Source organism: Microbispora bryophytorum (assembly GCF_043197435.1).
GTDB lineage: Bacteria > Actinomycetota > Actinomycetes > Streptosporangiales > Streptosporangiaceae > Microbispora > Microbispora bryophytorum.
In genome coordinates, this window is sequence record NZ_JBICTF010000016.1 from 1 (window position 1) to 18,118 (window position 18,118).

General features: G+C 70.9%; 14 protein-coding genes. 6 read left to right on the forward strand and 8 right to left on the reverse strand.

The genetic code is table 11. The annotated features are described in order from the left end of the window. Together ACGFIB_RS35570 and ACGFIB_RS35575 are read right to left on the reverse strand one after the other, a co-directional pair. Window positions 1–944, reverse strand: a 944-nt coding sequence (locus ACGFIB_RS35570) for a sugar ABC transporter ATP-binding protein (protein WP_393377822.1), incomplete at its 3' end; no start/stop codon positions are given. Window positions 945–963: 19 nt separating this feature from the next. Beyond that, the gene (locus tag ACGFIB_RS35575) at window positions 964–2,151 is read right to left on the reverse strand and encodes an ROK family protein (RefSeq protein WP_142575648.1); all 1,188 of its coding nucleotides are present in this window, start codon (window positions 2,149–2,151) and stop codon (window positions 964–966) included. Between the two features lie 156 nt (window positions 2,152–2,307). Between ACGFIB_RS35575 and ACGFIB_RS35580 the strand changes: the two genes are divergently transcribed. Both ACGFIB_RS35580 and ACGFIB_RS35585 read left to right on the forward strand, forming a co-directional pair. Further along, complete coding sequence (locus tag ACGFIB_RS35580; RefSeq protein ID WP_393377825.1) at window positions 2,308–3,051, forward strand: beta-phosphoglucomutase family hydrolase; 744 nt, start codon at window positions 2,308–2,310, stop codon at window positions 3,049–3,051. Continuing rightward, entirely contained in the window at window positions 3,048–5,450 is a 2,403-nt protein-coding gene (locus ACGFIB_RS35585) for a glycoside hydrolase family 65 protein (RefSeq protein WP_393377828.1), read from the forward strand. Before ACGFIB_RS35580 ends, ACGFIB_RS35585 begins: the two co-directional genes overlap by 4 nt. 42 nt (window positions 5,451–5,492) lie before the next feature. Here the strand turns inward: ACGFIB_RS35585 and ACGFIB_RS35590 are convergent, their stop codons facing one another. From ACGFIB_RS35590 to ACGFIB_RS35610, 5 genes are all read right to left on the reverse strand, one after another. Further along, window positions 5,493–6,401, reverse strand: a complete 909-nt coding sequence (locus tag ACGFIB_RS35590; RefSeq protein ID WP_142575651.1) for an SDR family oxidoreductase — start codon at window positions 6,399–6,401, stop codon at window positions 5,493–5,495. Window positions 6,402–6,443: 42 nt separating this feature from the next. Next, on the reverse strand, window positions 6,444–6,578 hold the full coding sequence (locus ACGFIB_RS35595; protein ID WP_263407713.1) for a hypothetical protein: 135 nt from the start codon (window positions 6,576–6,578) through the stop codon (window positions 6,444–6,446). A 29-nt stretch (window positions 6,579–6,607) separates the two neighbouring features. After that, entirely contained in the window at window positions 6,608–7,672 is a 1,065-nt protein-coding gene (locus tag ACGFIB_RS35600; RefSeq protein ID WP_393377831.1) for an MBL fold metallo-hydrolase, read from the reverse strand. A gap of 61 nt (window positions 7,673–7,733) precedes the next feature. Beyond that, the gene (locus ACGFIB_RS35605) at window positions 7,734–9,122 is read right to left on the reverse strand and encodes an MFS transporter (protein WP_393377834.1); all 1,389 of its coding nucleotides are present in this window, start codon (window positions 9,120–9,122) and stop codon (window positions 7,734–7,736) included. Beyond that, on the reverse strand, window positions 9,115–9,696 hold the full coding sequence (locus ACGFIB_RS35610) for a winged helix-turn-helix domain-containing protein (RefSeq protein WP_167748486.1): 582 nt from the start codon (window positions 9,694–9,696) through the stop codon (window positions 9,115–9,117). The genes ACGFIB_RS35605 and ACGFIB_RS35610 overlap by 8 nt, the downstream gene beginning before the upstream one ends. 193 nt (window positions 9,697–9,889) lie before the next feature. On the opposite strand from ACGFIB_RS35610, the gene ACGFIB_RS35615 reads away from it, so the two are divergent. After that, complete coding sequence (locus ACGFIB_RS35615) at window positions 9,890–12,430, forward strand: glycoside hydrolase family 9 protein (RefSeq protein WP_393377837.1); 2,541 nt, start codon at window positions 9,890–9,892, stop codon at window positions 12,428–12,430. A 66-nt stretch (window positions 12,431–12,496) separates the two neighbouring features. Here ACGFIB_RS35615 and ACGFIB_RS35620 read toward each other — a convergent pair whose 3' ends face one another. Then, window positions 12,497–13,231, reverse strand: a complete 735-nt coding sequence (locus ACGFIB_RS35620; protein WP_393377839.1) for a type 1 glutamine amidotransferase — start codon at window positions 13,229–13,231, stop codon at window positions 12,497–12,499. A 102-nt stretch (window positions 13,232–13,333) separates the two neighbouring features. Here ACGFIB_RS35620 and ACGFIB_RS35625 point away from each other — a divergent pair, with 102 nt between their 5' ends. The 3 genes from ACGFIB_RS35625 to ACGFIB_RS35635 all read left to right on the forward strand — a co-directional run bounded on the left by ACGFIB_RS35625 (window position 13,334) and on the right by ACGFIB_RS35635 (window position 18,111). Further along, a complete protein-coding gene (locus ACGFIB_RS35625; RefSeq protein ID WP_142575656.1) occupies window positions 13,334–13,975 on the forward strand; it encodes a B3/B4 domain-containing protein in 642 nt (213 codons plus the stop codon). Window positions 13,976–14,170: 195 nt separating this feature from the next. Further along, entirely contained in the window at window positions 14,171–17,854 is a 3,684-nt protein-coding gene (locus ACGFIB_RS35630; protein ID WP_357251252.1) for a multifunctional oxoglutarate decarboxylase/oxoglutarate dehydrogenase thiamine pyrophosphate-binding subunit/dihydrolipoyllysine-residue succinyltransferase subunit, read from the forward strand. Window positions 17,855–17,937: 83 nt separating this feature from the next. Continuing rightward, a complete protein-coding gene (locus ACGFIB_RS35635; RefSeq protein WP_167748487.1) occupies window positions 17,938–18,111 on the forward strand; it encodes a DUF6104 family protein in 174 nt (57 codons plus the stop codon). The last annotated feature ends 7 nt before the right edge of the window (window positions 18,112–18,118 follow it).

Sequence of the window (18,118 nt, forward strand, 5' to 3'; positions counted from 1 at the left end):
CCACTGGCCCGCCGCGCACCGTAGATCGCCTCGACGATCTCGCTGCGCCCCGAACCCACCAGGCCGGCCAGCCCCACGATCTCCCCCGCCCGGATACCGAACGACACCTCCGCGAACCGGCCGGGCAGCGTCAGGTTCTCCACCCGCAGCACCTCCGGCCGCCCCTCGTGGGCGCCCTTGCCGGGACGTGGCGGGAAGACGTACTCCACATTGCGGCCGGTCATCAACGCCACGATCTGCGAGGTCGGCGTGTCCTTGGCCGCCAGCCCCACCGCGACCGTCCGCCCGTCCTTCAACACCGTGACCCGATCCCCGATCTCCCGGATCTCCTCCAGACGATGCGAGATGTAGATCACCGCCACCCCCTGAGAGGTGAGATCACGGATCACCCGGAACAGGTTGTCCACCTCGTCATGCGCCAGCGCGGCCGACGGCTCATCCATGATGATCAACCGCGCCGAATGCGACAACGCCCGCGCCATACTCACGATCTGCTTGTGCGCCGGAGACAACCGGCCCACCTCGGTACGGGGGCGGATCTCGCCGTGGCCCAGCCGCTTGAGCAGCTCGGCCGTCGCCCGGTCGGCCTCCCCACGCCGGGAGAACCCGAACGACGCCATCTCATGGCCGAGGAAGATGTTCTCCGTCACACTCAACCCGTCCACCAGGTCGAGCTCCTGATAAATGGTCGCGATGCCCAGGCCCATCGCCGCCGTCGGCGGCGCCAGCCGCACCGGCGAACCGTCCAGCAACACCTCCCCCTCATCCGGCGCATGAGCACCAGACAAGATCTTGATGAGCGTGGACTTCCCGGCACCGTTCTGGCCCAGCAGACAGTGCACCTCGCCGGCCCTGACCTCAAGGTCCACGCCGTCCAGCGCACGCACGCCGGGAAACTGCTTGACGATGCCCCTCATCTGGAGCAGGGGGTGTTCGTCTCCCATGGAATCTCCCAACGGTGATTCAGTTGGCGGAGTAGACGTGATCGCTGACGAGGCGGGTGGCGCCGATGACACCCGCGGTGTCGCCGAGTTCGGACAGCACGATCGGCAGGTTTCCGGTGGCGAGCGGCAGCGACCTGCGGTAGACGACGCTTCTGATCTCCGCGAGCAGCACGTGGCCGAGCTTGGCCACGCCACCCGCGATGATCACGAGGCCGGGGTTGAAGAAGCTGACCAGGCTCGCCAGCACCTGGCCCACCCGGCGCCCGCCGTCGCGGATCAGCCCGATCGCGCCCGCTTCGCCCTGCGCCGCCGCGACGGCTACGTCCTCGGCGGTCAGCGTGCCCACCGCCGCGAGCCGTTCGGCCAGGTACGGCGAGCCACCCGAGCGGGCCACCGCGACGGCCTCCCGCGCCAGCGCGGCGCCGCCGAAGTACGCCTCCAGACAGCCCGAGTTGCCGCAGGAGCAGACCGGCCCGAGGTCGTCCACCCGGATATGGCCGATGTCGCCGGCGCTGCCGGACACCCCGCGGTAGATCTTGCCGTTCACCACGATGCCGCAGCCGATGCCGGTGCCGATCTTGACGAGCAGGAAGTCGTCGACGTGCCGCGCGAGACCGGCGTGCAGCTCCCCGAGGGCCATGATGTTGACGTCGTTGTCGACCACCGTGGGACAGCCGAGCGCCTGCCCGACCGTCTCCCTGACCGGGTAGCGGTCCCAGCCCGGCATGATCGGCGGCACCACGGGGACGCCTTCGGCGAAGCTCACCGGCCCGGGGACGCCGATGCCGGCGCCGCTGAGCTCGGTGAAGAGCCCCTCTCGGCTCAGTTTGCCGAGCAGTTCGACGGCCCGGTCGAGCACGACGGCGGGCCCTTGTCTGATGTCGCAGGGCTCGCTCAGGTGACCGAGGACGTGGAGCTCTCCGTCGGTGACCGCGACGTCGATCGAGGTGGCTCCGATGTCGATCCCGCCGAACCGGATGTGACTGGCCAGCCGTACGCGTCCTGAGCGCCGGCCGCCGCGTGAGGCCGCCAGTCCGTCGGGCTCGGCGAACCCCAGCTCGATCAGCCGGTCCAGCTCGACGTTGAGCTTCGACCGCGACAGGTCCACCACGTCGCCGAGTTCGGCACGGGAACGCCGGCCGTCTCTCAGCAACCGCAGGAGTGCGGCCTGGTGGGCGCTCTCCGGCCTGCTGGTGGTCCTCTTCACGTACGCCTCCGCGTCCCGGTAATTGGCTGGAAACGTACCCCTTTTCCGCTAACGGGGGAAGGCCTTTTATCGAAGTGATGCAATCTTTCGCTGGAATCAACAAAAGTCAGGTTTCGTGTGCGGGGTAGGAGAGGATGGAAAACGGTAGGAGGGCACATGCTTGGGTTGCCTGACGAGGTGCGCGGCTGCCTGTTCGACATGGACGGGGTGCTCACGCGCACGGCCCGGATCCACGCCGCGGCGTGGAAGGAGATGTTCGACGAGTACCTGCGCGCGCGGGCGGTCGCCACCGGCACGCCGTACGTGCCCTTCGACGAGACCGGCGACTACGAGCGGTACGTCGACGGCAAGAAGCGCCTGGACGGCACGCGGGGATTCCTGGAGGCCAGGGGCATCGTCCTGCCCGAGGGCGAGCCCGACGACCCGCCGGGCACGCCCACCGTCAACGGCCTGAGCAACCGCAAGAACGAGCTGGTCCAGGCGATTCTCGACCGGCAGGGCGTGGAGGTCTTCGAGGGCTCGGCCCGCTACCTGCGCGCCGTCCGCGACGCCGGGCTGCGCCGCGCGGTCGTCTCCAGCAGCGCCAACACCGCGCGCGTGCTCGCCGCGGCCGGTCTTGAGGACATGTTCGACGCGCGGATCGACGGCGAGGTGGCCAGGGAGCGCGGCCTGGCCGGCAAGCCCGCCCCCGACATGTTCCTCGCCGCCGCCGAGACGCTCGGGCTCACACCGGCCGAGGCCGCGGTGTTCGAGGACGCGCTGGCCGGGGTCGCCGCCGGGCGCGCGGGCGGCTTCGCCCTCGTGGTGGGCGTGGACCGCGGGCATCAGGCCGAAGCCCTGCGCGACAACGGCGCCGACACGGTGGTGACGGACCTCTCCGAACTGCTGGACGACAAATGATCAAACATCCTGCCTTCGTCGTCGAGCCGTGGTCGGTGCGGGAGTGCCACCTGCACACCGACGTGCTCGCCCAGACCGAGTCGGTGTTCGCGCTGTCCAACGGGCACATCGGGTTGCGCGGCAACCTCGACGAGGGCGAGCCGTACGGGCTGCCGGGCACCTACCTCAACTCCTTCTACGAGCTGCGCCCGCTGCCGTACGCCGAGGCGGGCTACGGCTACCCCGAGTCCGGCCAGACGGTCGTCAACGTCACCAACGGCAAACTGATCCGGCTGCTCGTGGACGACGAGCCGTTCGACGTCCGGTACGGCACGCTGCACTCACACGAGCGCATCCTCGATCTGCGGGCGGGGACGCTCATCCGGAAGGCCTGCTGGAGCTCGCCGACCGGCGCGCAGGTGCGCGTCACCTCGACCCGGCTCGTGTCCTTCACCCACCGGGCCGTGGCCGCGGTCCGCTACGAGGTGGAGCCGGTGGACCAGCCGCTCAACGTGGTCGTCCAGTCGGAGCTGGTGGCCAACGAGACCGTGCCGCCGCCGACCGCCGACCCCCGCGCCGCCGCCGCGCTGGAGGCGCCGCTGGTGCTGGAGGAGAACGTCGCCGCGCGCAACAACGTGTGCGTCATGGTCCACTCCACCAGGGCCAGCCGGCTGCGGCTCGCCGCGGGGATGCGTCACGAGATCGACGGCCCGGACGGCACCCGGGTCGAGTGCGACGGCGGCGGCAACGTCAGCCGGGTCACGATCGCCACCCGGCTCGTGCCGGGCGAGCGGCTGCGGCTGGACAAGTTCTTCGCCTACGGCTGGTCGGCCAAACGGTCCAGGCCCGCGATGCACGACCAGGTTGTGGCGGCGCTGGCGGCGGCCCGGCTCACCGGGTGGGACGGCCTGTGCGCCGAGCAGCGCGCCTTCCTCGACGATTTCTGGGCGGGCGCCGACGTCGAGGTCGAGGGCGACGCCGAGGTGCAGCAGGCCGTGCGCTTCGGGCTGTTCCACCTGCTCCAGGCGGGGGCCCGGCTGGAGCGGCGGCCCATCCCCGGCAAGGGACTGACCGGCTCGGGTTACGACGGCCACGCGTTCTGGGACACCGAGAGTTTCGTGCTGCCGGTGGCCACCTACACCTACCCCCGGGCCGCCGCCGACGCCCTGATGTGGCGCGCCTCGATCCTGCCCCTCGCCCAGGCGCGGGCCGAGCAGCTCGGGCTGGCCGGGGCCGCCTTCCCCTGGCGGACGATCAACGGCGAGGAGTGCTCGGGATACTGGCCGGCGGGCACGGCGGCCTTCCACGTCAACGCCGACATCGCCACCGCGGTCACGCAGTACGTCGACGCGACCGAGGACACCGGCTTCGAGCGCGACTTCGGCCTGCCGCTGCTCGTGGCGACCGCTCGGCTGTGGTGCGCGCTCGGCCATCACGACGCCGAGGGCCGCTACCGCATCGACGGCGTGACCGGGCCGGACGAGTACAGCGCCGTCGCGGACAACAACGTCTACACCAACGTCATGGCCCGGCGGAACCTGCGGGCCGCCGCCGCGGCGGCCGTACGCCACCTCGACCAGGCCGAGCGGCTCGGGGTCACGCTGGAGGAGACGGCCATGTGGCGCGACTGCGCCGCCGCGATCCCCCTGCCGTACGACGAGCGGCTGGGGGTCCACGAGCAGAACGAGGGGTTCACCCGGCACGCGGTGTGGGACTTCGCGGGCACCGCACCCGAGCGGTATCCGCTGCTGCTCCACTTCCCCTACTTCGACCTGTACCGCAAGCAGGTCGTCAAGCAGGCCGACCTCGTGCTGGCCATGCACCTGTGCGGCGAGGCGTTCACACCCGAGCAGAAGGCGCGCAACTTCGCCTACTACGAGGCGCTGACCGTGCGGGACTCCTCGCTGTCGTCGTGCACCCAGGCCGTGCTCGCCGCCGAGGTGGGGCAGCTCGACCTCGCCTACGCCTATCTCGGCGAGGCCGCGCTGATGGACCTGCGCGACCTGGAGCACAACACCCGCGACGGCGTCCACATGGCCTCGCTCGCCGGGGCGTGGATCGCGCTCGTGGCCGGGTTCGGCGGCATGCGGGCGGAGGGGGGACGGATCCGCTTCGCCCCCCGCCTGCCCTCGGGCATCACCCGGCTCACCTTCCGCGTCCGCTACCGGGGCCGCCTGCTGCGGATCGACGTCACCCCGGACGGCACGACGTACCGGCTCCTGCACGGCAAGCCCCTCACACTGTCGCACCACGGCGAGGAGTTCACGCTCGGCGCGCAGCCGCAGGCCCGGCGCAACGCGCCGGCGCCCTTCCCGGACCTGCGGGTCAGGCAGCCGCCCGGCCGCGCGCCCGCGCCCCGGCGGCCCGGGGACCTGTCCCGCGACGTCACCGGCCCGGACGAGCAGGCGCAGGAGCTCTGACGGCCCGGCCGGACGCGAGAGGCCAGATAAAGCCAGAGAGGTTCAGAGCATCGCCTGCAGGGAGGCGGCGGCCTGCTCGCCCAGCTTCGTCGGGAGATGGGGCTGCTCGGCCATGACGGACTCCCAGTTGTCGCGGATCGCCTCGGCGGTGAGGTCGTCGGTCCGCCAGCCGGGCCCCTCGGCCACGAACACCCGGGCGATCCGCCCGGCGCCGACCGAGAACACCTCGCCGCTGGTCTCGCAGCTCTCGTGGGCCAGGTAGGCCACCAGCGGGCTGACCCGCTCGGGGGCGAACCGGCTCTCGAACTCCGCGGGCAGCAGCGTCTCGGTCATCCGCGTCCACGCGACGGGGGCGATCGCGTTGGCCCTGATGTTCGCCCGCGCGCCCTCGATGCCGAGCGTCTTGGTCAGGCCCACCAGGCCCATCTTGGCCGTCGAGTAGTTGGCCTGGCCGAAGTTGCCGAACAGCCCGGCGGGCGAGGAGGTGTTCACGATCCGTCCGTACGCCTGCTCCTTCATGTGCGGGAACGCCGCGCGGCTCACCAGGAACGAGCCACGCACGTGCACGGCGATCACGGCGTCGAACTCCTCGACCGTCATCTTCCCGAACGAGCGGTCTCGCAGGATGCCGGCGTTGTTGACGACGACGTCGACGCGGCCGAACGCGTCGAGCGCCGTCCGCACGATCGCCTCCGCGCCCTCCGGGGTGGCGACGTCGTCGGTGCTGGCCACCGCCTCGCCGCCGTTCTTCACGATCAGTTCGGCGACCTCCGCCGCCGGCCCTGAGGACGCGCCGGTGCCGTCGAGCGCGCCGCCGAGGTCGTTGACGACGACCTTCGCCCCGCGCCGGCCGAGCAGCAGCGCGTGCGACCGGCCGAGGCCGTGCCCGGCTCCGGTGACGATCGCGACCCTTCCGTCGAACCTCAGCTCGGACCCCTCAGCAGCCGACATGGCGCCACCCTTCGATAAAGAGAACAAGGTTCTGGTAGCACTTTATCCTTCGACGGCGGTGCCGCCAGGAGTAGTCGGCCGCCCGGTGCGCGGGTGGGCGACGGCGACCCTGACCTCGGTCTCCTGCCGCGGCGGCGGCACAGCCACCCAGCCGGCCGCGAGCGCCGCCTCGGCCACGTCCGGCCGGTACGGCCCGCGCGGCCGCGTCAGGCGGACGGCGCGTGCCAGAGGTCGGGCTCGCCCGGCACGCGGGTGACCATGTCCCGCTGCTCCAGCCACACCAGATGGGCGAGCGTCTCGTTGTTGGCCGCCCGCCGCATGTGCGTAGGGATCTCCTCCCAGCTGCGCGACCAGGTGAGCCGGGTGGCGATGTCCCAGCAGGTGGAGCCGTCGCCCTCCGCCACGACCCGCCGCACCTCCGCCAGCCGCTCCTCGTGGTGCCCGATGACGTAGTCCGCCCGCTTCGTCAGCTCCAGGAAGCGGTACTCGTGCGCGGGCAGCACCTCCTCGACGTCGAGCTTGCCCACCGCCCGCAGCGCGTCGAGGTAGTCGGCGAGCGGGTTGGCCGCCGACTGGGGGTGCACGGCGACCATCGGCGTGATCCGGGCGAGCACGTGGTCGCCGGAGAACAGCAGGCGACGCTCCTGCTCCACGAAGCACAGGTGACCGGGCGAGTGGCCGGGCGTCCAGATCGCCCGCAGGTCCCAGCCGGGCAGGTCGAGCCGGTCGCCGTCCTCGATGAGCCGATCGGGCGTCGCCATCGTGACGAACTGGCGCAGCATCACCGACGCCCCGGCGAGCTCCTGTGCCGTCAGGTCCGGCACCCCGCACCTGACCAGCAGGGCGCGCTCCCGCCGCACGAGCGACTCGATCGCCGACTCGTCGTATCGGTCGTGCAGGTTGCGGGCGTCGGCCGGATGCAGCCCGATCCAGGCGCCGGAGACCTCCCGGACCCGTCCGGCCAGTCCGTAGTGGTCCGGGTGGATGTGCGTGACCAGCACGGCCTTCACGTCGGTGATCTCGTATCCGGCCGTGGCGAGCCCCGCGACGAGAGCGTCGTACGCCTCCTCGGTGTTCCATCCGGCGTCGATGATCACGACCCCGTCCGGAACCTCCAGGGCGTAGACCAGGACGTAGCGCAGCGGATTGATCGGGATCGGGACGGGAATCGACCACAGCCCCGGCCGCACCCGTTCGACCTCGGGCAGTCCCCCGCCCAGCCACGCCGCGCGCTGCGCCTCGTTCGCCGCGGTCACGATCACCTTGCGCATCGGCTCCCCGCCCTTCTCGCAGCCCTGCCCGCCTGATTGTGCCGCCTTACCGAATTTGGTTCTACTGGGGGTGCCTCGGAGCGGGACCGGCGGGGAGGCGCACGTACAGGAGGGCGGAGGCGAGGACGACCACGGCGGTGAGCACCCAGACGGGGCCGACGCCGGCGATGCCCGACAGCGGCACCAGGCAGAGCGAGGAGAGCATGCCGCCGAACTGGAGCTGCAGGGAGTCCACCGACATCACGGTGGCCCGCCGATCGGCGGCGACCCGCTGGTGCAGCAGTTCGGACCTGAGCAGGGAGGCGACCGCGAGCGCGGTGAACAGCAGCACGTACGTCGCCCCGGTCGCGACGACCCCGGCCGCGCCGCGCAGGACGGTCGAGGCGGCCAGCGCGGCGACCGCCGCCCCCGTGACGACCGTGGCCGAGGCGGCCGCGCGGACCGAGCCGCGCAGAAGCCGGGCGAGCGGCGGCGCGAGGGAACTGCCGAGCGCGCCGGCGGCGAAGCCGGCGAAGGTCACGAAGGCGTAGGCCGCGCCGCCCGTCTCGGATCCTCCGGTCAGGGCGGCGAGGCGTCCGGGGGTCAGCAGCTCGATGGTGTTCAGCATCACGCCGGCCCCGGCGGCCAGCAGCAGCAATCGTCCGAGGGCGCGGTCGGCCAGGCCGAGCCGGATCCCGGCGACGATCGTGACCGGCACGTCGCGGACCACCTCGGCCATCCGTACCGCCACCCGTACCGCCACCCGGGCGGGCGCCCTCCCCGCACGGCTCGGTTCGCGCATGAGCACGAGCACGGCCACGAGGAGGATGAGCGCGGCCCCCGCCCCCGCCCAGATCGGCGCGGCGAGCGGGTCCCGGCGTACGGCCAGCGGGAGCAGGCCGCCGGCGAGCGTGCCGAGCGCCAGGGCGGCCGAGCCCGCGACGTTGCCGGCCGCCAGCCCGGGCTTCAGGTCGGCGGCCGGGCCGTACCGGGCGTGCAGGGTGTCGACGTACCACGCCTGGGCCGGCCCGCTGGACAGCGCACGCGCGACGCCCTTGAGCACGGAGGCGACCAGGAACGGCCACATCGAGTGCGCCAGGGCCATCACGACCAGCGCGACCACGCTGACGACGGCCGACGCGGCGAGCACCGGGCGTCTGCCGAGGACGTCGGCGAGCCCGCCCGTCGGCAGTTCGAGCACGACGATCGTGACCGAGTAGGCCCCGGTGACCAGGCCGATTTCGGCGATGTCCAGCCCCCTGGCGGACATCAGCAGCACCATCGGCGCCAGCATCAGGCCGGTCGGCAGCCAGGTGAGGAACTCGATCGCGGCGTAGCGCCCGTGCTCGCGCAGGCCCGGCCGCGGGGTCTCGGCGAGCGGCTCCCGCTGATGTATCACCGGCTCACCCGTGACCCGCTCATCCGTGACCGGCTCGCCCATGACCCGCTCGCCCGTGACCCGCTCATCCATGACCGGCCGCCGGGTCGCGGCGCGGATGGGCCGCCAGCAGGACCGCGACCGGGCGCGCGTCCGGGTCGTCCCGGTCCCGCTCCGCGGCCTCCAGGAGCATGGCCGACATCCGCTCGTAGAGGTAGGTCACCGTCGCCGGCGACAGCCGCACCACCAGGTCGGACATGCCGGCGGCCTCGGCCCACGCCTCGCTCCACAGGTCGCGCTCGCGCTCGAAGTTCTCGACGTCGGCGGTGAGCTTTTCGAGCTGGCGCCGCCGCAGGAACGCCGCGGCCTCCCGGCCCTCGGCGGTCGCGGCCATCTCCACGTCGCTCCACGCGGTGAACCGGTGGATCGCCCGCCACCGCCGCTCGCGCCGGTCGCGCTGGCCGGGATCGGCCTCCACGAAGCCATACCTGACGAGCTGGCGCAGGTGATAGCTGGTGGAGCCGGAGCTCTCGCCGAGGCGCCCGGCCAGCTCGGTCGCGGTCGCCGGGCCGTTCGTGCGCAGCTCCCCCAGCAGCAGCACCCGCAGCGGATGGGCGACCGCCTTCAGCGTGCGGGGATCGTGGACGTGGAAGACCTCGTGATCCATACGGGTGACGCTAACATTGCAAAGACATCTTTGCAGAATTCTCTTTGCAGAAATGTAAGTTTCAGCCGCACCCCCTCGCAATGGCCGGTCAGGCGCGTCTCGCCGCGGTGATCGTTGACGTCCGCGGAAATCCGGAGGAAGCATGCGAGTCGCGCACCGCTTTGGGAGCGCTCCCACTCCCCCGAGGACCATTGTGCTCAGACGAATCGGCATTCTCGCCGTGGCGGCACTGGCCACGGCGTGCCTGACCGGCGCACCTCCCGCCACGGCGGAAGAGGGTCCGGAACAGATCCCCAACGGCACGTTCGACACCACCACCGATCCGTGGTGGCACACCGCGAACCTGAACTTCGAGCTGTCCGACGGCCGGCTCTGCACCGACGTCCCCGCGGGCACGACCAACCCCTGGGACGCGATCGTCGGCGTCAACGACATCCCGCTGGTGAAGGACGAGACCTACGCCTTCAGCTTCTTCGCCACCGCGAACCCCGGGAAGGTCGCCAGGGCGTACGTCCAGCTCCCGATCGACCCCTACACGCAGTACGTGTCGGCCGCCCCCGAGCTGAGCGTCTCGGGCAACACCTACAGCTACACGTTCACCTCGCCGGTCGACCTGCCCGACGCGCAGGTCGTCTTCCAGATCGGCGGCAGCGCGACGGCGTGGCGGTTCTGCGTGGACAACGTCTCCCTCAAGGGCGGGGCGCCGCCGGAGGTCTACACGCCCGACACCGGCCCCCGGGTCCGGGTGAACCAGGTGGCCTACCTGCCCAAGGGTCCCAAGAACGCCACCCTGGTCACCGACGCCGCCGAGGCGCTGCCGTGGCAGCTCAAGAACTCCGCCGGGACCGTCGTCTCGCACGGCACGACCGCCCCTCGCGGCGTCGACGCCAGCTCCGGGCAGAACGTCCACTCGATCGACTTCGGCACGTACACGAAGGCCGGGACCGGCTACACGCTGACCGCCGACGGTGAGACGAGCCGGCCGTTCGACATCAAGCCCGACGCGTACGCCGGCCTCAAGCTCGACGCGCTGAAGTTCTACTACACCCAGCGCAGCGGGATCGCGATCGACGACGCCCTGCGTCCCGGGTACGGCAGGCCCGCCGGCCACGCGGGCGTCGCCCCCAACCAGGGCGACACCAACGTGCCCTGCCAGCCGGGCGTCTGCGACTACTCCCTCGACGTGTCCGGCGGCTGGTACGACGCGGGCGACCACGGCAAGTACGTCGTCAACGGCGGCATCTCGGTCGCCCAGCTCATGAGCGAGTTCGAGCGCACCAAGAACGCCGCGACCGCCAAGCCGATCGGGAGCCTGAACATCCCCGAGAGCGGCGACGACGTCCCCGACGTGCTCGACGAGGCCCGCTGGGAGCAGGAGTTCCTGCTGAAGATGCAGCGGACCGACGGCATGGTCCACCACAAGATCCACGACGAGAACTGGACCGGCCTGCCGCTGCTGCCGCACCTGGACGAGCAGAAGCGCGAGCTGCACCCGGTCTCCACGGCCGCCACGCTCAACCTCGCCGCGACGGCCGCCCAGGCGGCCCGGATCTTCGCGCCGTACGACGCCGCGTTCGCCGCGAAGAACCTCGCGGCGGCGAAGAAGGCGTGGACGGCGGCCAAGGCGAACCCGAACCTGCTGGCCTCCCCCTCCGACGGCGTCGGCGGCGGCACCTACGACGACGCCAACGTCAGCGACGAGTTCTACTGGGCGGCGGCCGAGCTCTACATCACCACGGGTGACAAGGAGTACAAGGACTTCGTCCTCGCCTCCCCGCACCACACGGCCGACATCTGGAAGACGGGCGCCATGGACTGGGGCAACGTCGCGGCGCTCGGCCGCCTCGACCTGGCCACCGTGCCCAACGACCTGCCCGGCCGCGACGCCGTGCGCGCCTCGGTGGTCGCCGGCGCGGACAAGTACCTCGCCGTGCTGAAGGCCCACCCGTACGGCCTGCCGTACGACACGACGGCCTACGACTGGGGATCGAACAGCATCGTCGTCAACAACCTTGTGGTCATCGCCACGGCCTACGACCTCACCGGCGACGTGAAGTACCGCGACGGCGTGCTGGAGGGCATCGACTACATCTTCGGCCGCAACGCGCTCAACCAGTCGTACGTGACCGGTTACGGCGAGGTGGCGTCGAAGAACCAGCACACCAGGTGGTACGCCCACTCGCTGGACACCTCGCTGCCGAACCCGCCGCGCGGCACGCTCGCGGGCGGCCCCAACTCCGCCATCCAGGACCCGGTGGCCCAGGCGAAGCTCAAGGGCTGCGTGGCGCAGTTCTGCTACATCGACGACATCGGCTCCTGGGCGACCAACGAGCTGACGATCAACTGGAACTCGCCGCTGTCGTGGATCTCGGCGTTCGTGGCCGACCAGGGTGACGGTGGCGTCAAGCCTCCCGCCGTGGAGTGCAAGGTCACCTACACCACCCACGGTTCGTGGCCGGCGGGCTTCACCACCCAGGTCACCGTCGAGAACACCGGCAAGAAGGCGATCGACGGCTGGGCGCTGAAGTGGTCGTTCCTGGGCGGCCAGGAGATCGACCACAGCTGGAGCGCCGAGTTCTCGCAGGAGGCGGCGACCGTGACCGCCGCGAACGAGACCTGGAACAAGACCATCAAGCCGCACCAGTCGGTCACCTTCGGCTTCAACGGCAAGGCCGCGCCGGGGGCCAACCCGACGCCCGGCCTGTTCACGCTGAACGGCACCGCCTGCGCCTGACCCGATCCGCACCCGGATCGGAAAGACCCGGCCGCCGCCCCCAGAAGGGGCGGCGGCCGGTTCCGCTCAGGCCCCGCGCCCAGGCCAGGACCGTCCGTCCCTGACCAGGGCGGCGAAACGGGAGGCCACCTCACGCCAGGCGGCCCGCGAAAGCGGATCGTCGGCCACGGCGGAGGCGTACAGCTCGTCGAGGTCGAGACCCCGCATGCGGGTGTGCTCGACGTCCCACCGCCGGATGCGTTCGGGCCCGGCCTCGGGGTGGAACTGCACGCCCCAGGCGCGCTCGCCCAGCCGGAAGGCCTGGTAGGGGCAGCGTTCGGTCTCGGCGAGCCAGACCGCGTCCGGCGGCAGGGCCGTGACGGCGTCGATGTGGTTCTCGATCGCCGGCACGGCGGCGGGCAGCCCGCGGAAGACCACGTCGTCAGCCGCCTCGGCCCTCATGGTGATGGACGTGCTGCCGTGCTCGGGCGCCCCGGCCTCGCCCTGGACCTTCCCACCGCCGACCGAGGCGAGCATCTGCCCGCCCAGGCAGATACCGAAGAACGGCACCGACCGGGCGAGGGCCTGCTCGACGAGGGCACGGGCGGACGGCAGCCAGGGCGCCTTGTCGTCGTCGTCCGGCAGGTAACCGCCGCCGAGCACGATCAGGCCGTCGTGCTCCAGCCGCGTCGGGAGGGGCGACCCGTCGAAGGCGGTGACCACGTCGACCGCGACCCCGGCGGCGTCCAGCCATTCCCCGAACCGCCCGGGGCCCCCGTTCGCGCCGTTCTGCACGGCGAGCACACGTGGCGATTCCGGCATGAGGCCGGACTCTACGCCCCCCGCCCGGCCGGCGACCGCGTGACCCGGCCCTGACCGGGCTCGACGCGGTGGCGACGCGCGCCTGCCCATAAAGTGAACGGCGTGATCGACGACATCTGGGTGGACGACGCCGTCACGGCGCTGCGTCCGGACTTCGCCGTCCTGGTGGTCTGCGCGTACGGCCTGCGCAACGGGCCGTCCGACGATCGTTCGCGGGCCTGGCTCGCCGACGCGGCGGTTCACGCCGTGCCGCAGGACGACGAGAGGATCGAGGCCTGGCGGACGGCCTACCGCGCCTTCGGCGCCAAGCCCCAGCGCACCCGGCCGTCAGTCGACGCGCTGGTGCGCCGGATGCCGCTCCCGGAGATCAACCTGGTGGTGGACGCCTACAACAGCGTGTCCGTACGGCACGGCCTGCCGATCGGCGGTGAGGACCTGCGCCGCTACCAGGGCGTCGCCCGGCTGGTGCGGGCCGCGGGCGACGAGCCCTCGGAGGAGGCGCTGGGCGACCCGGGGATCGGCGAGGTGGTGTGGCGCGACGACGCGGGCGTCACCTGCCGGCGGTGGAACTGGCGGCAGTGCGTCAGGACGAGGATCACCGAGGACACGGTGGACGCGCTCTTCCTTCTGGAGCGCCTCGAACCGCTCTCTCTGGACGCGTTGCGTGCCGCGGGCGACGACCTCGCGGGTATGCTGTCCGATATAGATCCCAATATCCGGATCGGGTCGCGGCTCATCGGCTGACCAGTTGATGTGACCAGAGGGTAAGAGGCACCTCACCACCCAGACGGGCTATCCGCGCGTGACCTGTTTTATCGATCCTGGGAGGATGGGCCGGGACCTGCGACCCGCCGGGGCGCACGTCGGTGTGCGAGGCGAGTAGCCTTGGACAGGTTCATCAACATCAACGCCGATCTGCGGAAGAGGGCGATTTCCGCCGTGTCGTCTGAGTCGTCGCGGTCAAACCCACTGGCAAGCTTTGGTCAAAATGAGTGGCTTGTCGATGAGTTGTACCAGAAGTATCTCGAAGATCCCGAGTCTGTTGACCAGGCCTGGTGGCACTTCTTCGCTGACTACAACGGAACGGCCAAGCCCGCTCCGTCCAAGTCCGCAGTCGCCGCGAACGGCGCGACCACGACGGCCGCGCCGCAGGCTCCCGCTCCGGTGAGTCCGGCCCCGCAGACGGCGCCCCCGCCCCCGCAGCCGAAGCCGCAGGCGAAGCCCGAGGCCAAGGCGCCCGCCAAGCAGCCGGCCCCGGCCGGCGCGGTCGAGGAGAAGCTGCGCGGCGCCGCCGCGCGCACCGCCGCCAACATGGAGGCCTCGCTCGTCGTTCCCACGGCCACGAGCGTCCGTGCGGTCCCCGCGAAGCTGCTGGTCGACAACCGCATCGTCATCAACAACCATCTGTCGCGCGGCCGTGGCGGCAAGATCTCCTTCACCCACGTCATCGGTTACGCGATCGTCCAGGCGCTCAAGTCTCTGCCTGAGATGAACTACTCGTACGGCGAGGCGGACGGCAAGCCGGTCCTCGTCAAGCCGGAGCACGTCGGGCTCGGCCTCGCCATCGACGTGCAGAAGAGCGACGGCAGCCGCCAGCTGCTCGTGCCGTCGATCAAGCAGGCCGAGACCATGGACTTCCGCCAGTTCTGGGTGGCGTACGAGGAGATCGTGCGCAAGGCCCGGGCGGGCAAGCTCGGCGTGGACGACTTCCAGAACACGACGATCTCCCTGACCAACCCCGGCACGATCGGCACGGTCCACTCGGTGCCGCGGCTGATGCCCGGCCAGGGCACGATCATCGGCGTCGGCGCGATGGAGTACCCGGCGGAATACCAGGGCGCCTCGGAGGAGACCCTGTCCCGCCTGGCCATCAGCAAGGTGATGACGCTCACCTCCACCTACGACCACCGGATCATCCAGGGCGCCCAGTCGGGCGACTTCCTGCGCCGCATCCACCAGCTCCTGCTCGGCGCCGACGACTTCTATGACGAGATCTTCGAGTCGCTGCGCATCCCGTACGAGCCGGTCCGCTGGGTCCAGGACATCTCCGCCACCCACGACGACGACGTGGCCAAGTCGGCGCGTGTGCTGGAGCTCATCCACGCCTACCGGGTCCGCGGCCACCTCATGGCCGACACCGACCCGCTGGAGTACCGCCAGCGCAAGCACCCCGACCTCGACATCCAGTCGCACGGCCTGACGCTGTGGGACCTGGAGCGCGAGTTCCCGACGGGTGGCTTCGGCAGCAAGCCGCTGATGAAGCTGCGCGACATCCTCGGCGTGCTGCGCGACTCGTACTGCCGCACGATCGGCATCGAGTACATGCACATCCAGAACCCCGAGGAGCGGGCCTGGATCCAGGAGCGGGTGGAGCAGCCGCACGCCAAGCCCAGCCGCGAGGAGCAGCTGAACATCCTGCGCCGGCTCAACACGGCCGAGGCGTTCGAGACCTTCCTGCAGACCAAGTACGTCGGCCAGAAGCGGTTCTCGCTGGAGGGCGGCGAGTCGCTGATCCCGCTGCTCGACTCGGTGATCAGTTGCGCGGCGGCCGAGCGTCTCGACGAGGTCGTCATCGGCATGGCCCACCGCGGCCGGCTCAACGTGCTCGCCAACATCGTGGGCAAGTCGTACGCCCAGGTGTTCGGCGAGTTCGAGGGCAACATCGACCCGCGCAGCGCGCACGGCTCCGGCGACGTGAAGTACCACCTCGGCGCGAGCGGCGACTTCGTGGCGTCGAACGGCAACAAGATCAGCACCTCTGTGGTCGCCAACCCCTCGCACCTGGAGGCCGTCGACCCGGTCCTTGAGGGCGTGGTCCGGGCCAAGCAGGACCTGCTGGAGCGCGGCGAGGAGGGCTTCACCGTCCTGCCCGTGCTCGTCCACGGCGACGCGGCGTTCGCCGGCCAGGGCGTGGTCGCCGAGACCCTGCACCTGTCCCAGCTGCGCGGCTACCGCACCGGTGGCACCGTCCACATGGTGGTGAACAACCAGGTCGGCTTCACCACCTCGCCCGCCTCCTCGCGGTCGAGCGTGTACGCCACCGACGTCGCGCGCATGATCCAGGCGCCGATCTTCCACGTGAACGGCGACGACCCCGAGGCGGTCGTGCGGGTCGGCCGGCTGGCCTACGAATACCGCCAGACGTTCCTCAAGGACGTCGTCATCGACCTGATCTGCTACCGGCGGCGCGGTCACAACGAGACCGACAACCCGGCGTTCACGCAGCCGCTGATGTACGACCTCATCGACGCCAAGCGCTCGACCCGCAAGCTGTACACCGAGGCCCTCATCGGCCGCGGCGACATCACGGTCGAGGAGGCCGAGCAGGCCCTGCGCGACTACCAGGAGCAGCTCGAGCGGGCCTTCACCGAGACCCGGGAGGCCACGAAGCAGCCGCTCCAGCCGGGTGCGGTCGTGCGGCCGGAGCCCGACGAGGTGATCCCGTGGTCGCACGAGGACACCAAGACGGCGATCTCGGAGGAGGTCGTCAAGCGGGTCGTCGACACCCAGCTGAACCTGCCCGAGGGCTTCACCATCCACCCGCGGCTGGCCCCGGTGATCCAGCGCCGCGGCGCGATGATCGCCGAGGACGCGATCGACTGGGCGACCGGTGAGCTGCTCGCGTTCGGGTCGCTCCTCATCGACGACCACCCGGTCCGCCTGGTCGGTCAGGACTCCCGCCGCGGCACCTTCGGCCAGCGTCACGCCGTGCTGGTCGACCGGGTCAGCGGCGAGGAGCACACCCCGCTCAAGACGTTCAACCAGGGCACCACGAAGTTCTACGCGTACGACTCGCTGCTCAGCGAGTTCGCCGCGATGGGCTTCGAGTACGGCTACAGCGTGGTCCGCCCGGACGCCCTGGTCGCCTGGGAGGCGCAGTTCGGCGACTTCGCCAACGGCGCTCAGTCGATCATCGACGAGTTCATCTCGTCGGGCGAGCAGAAGTGGGGCCAGCGCTCCTCGGTCGTGCTGCTGCTGCCGCACGGTTACGAGGGCCAGGGCCCGGACCACTCCTCCGCCCGCATCGAGCGCTACCTGCAGCTGTGCGCGCAGGACAACATGACGGTGGCGCAGCCGAGCACCCCGGCGAGCTACTTCCACCTGCTGCGCTGGCAGGTGCTGTCGGATCGGCGCAAGCCCCTCGTGATCTTCACGCCCAAGTCGCTGCTGCGGCTCAAGGCGGCGGCCTCGGCCACCTCGGAGTTCACCTCCGGCGCCTTCCGCCCCGTCATCGGCGACTCGAAGGTGGACCCGTCGGCCGTCCGCAAGGTCGTGGTCTGCTCGGGCAGGATCTACTACGACCTGCTCGCGCGGCGCGAGAAGGACGGCAGGAATGACGTGGCGCTGGTCCGCCTGGAGCGCCTCTACCCGTTCCCGGAGAACCCGCTCAAGGCCGAGCTGGCCCGCTACGGCGCGGACACGGAGCTGCTCTGGGCACAGGACGAGCCCGTCAACATGGGCCCGTGGCCGTACCTCAGCCTGAAGATGGTGGAGAAGCCCGACCTGCTCGGGGGCCGCACCTTCCGCAGGGTCTCGCGTACGCCGAACTCCTCGCCGGCCGTCGGCTCGCACGCCAAGCACGACGAGGAACTGCACGGCATCCTGAGCGAGATCTTCGACTGAGCGGGGATCCCGCACCGCTGAGGAGGTCCCCCACGTCCGTGGGGGACCTCTCTCCATGATCAGGACATTCACTGGAGCGAGGTATGTACTTCACCGACCGGGGGATCGAGGAGCTCGTCGAGCGCCGCGGCGAGGAGGAGATCAGCGTGGGCTGGCTCGCGGAGCGGCTACGCGAGTTCGTGGACCTCAACCCCGAGTTCGAGGTGCCCGTCGAGCGGCTGGCCACCTGGCTCGCGCGCCTGGACGAGGACGACTGATAACCCC

Excerpts from the sequence above, each read along its gene's own strand:
- ACGFIB_RS35605 (WP_393377834.1), bottom strand. The coding sequence starts at position 9,122 with ATGGATGAGCGGGTCACGGGCGAGCGGGTCATGGGCGAGCCGGTCACG.
- ACGFIB_RS35610 (WP_167748486.1), bottom strand. The coding sequence starts at position 9,696 with ATGGATCACGAGGTCTTCCACGTCCACGATCCCCGCACGCTGAAGGCG.
- ACGFIB_RS35590 (WP_142575651.1), bottom strand. The coding sequence starts at position 6,401 with ATGTCGGCTGCTGAGGGGTCCGAGCTGAGGTTCGACGGAAGGGTCGCG.
- ACGFIB_RS35620 (WP_393377839.1), bottom strand. The coding sequence starts at position 13,231 with ATGCCGGAATCGCCACGTGTGCTCGCCGTGCAGAACGGCGCGAACGGG.
- ACGFIB_RS35635 (WP_167748487.1), top strand. The coding sequence starts at position 17,938 with ATGTACTTCACCGACCGGGGGATCGAGGAGCTCGTCGAGCGCCGCGGC.
- ACGFIB_RS35580 (WP_393377825.1), top strand. The coding sequence starts at position 2,308 with ATGCTTGGGTTGCCTGACGAGGTGCGCGGCTGCCTGTTCGACATGGAC.
- ACGFIB_RS35585 (WP_393377828.1), top strand. The coding sequence starts at position 3,048 with ATGATCAAACATCCTGCCTTCGTCGTCGAGCCGTGGTCGGTGCGGGAG.
- ACGFIB_RS35600 (WP_393377831.1), bottom strand. The coding sequence starts at position 7,672 with ATGCGCAAGGTGATCGTGACCGCGGCGAACGAGGCGCAGCGCGCGGCG.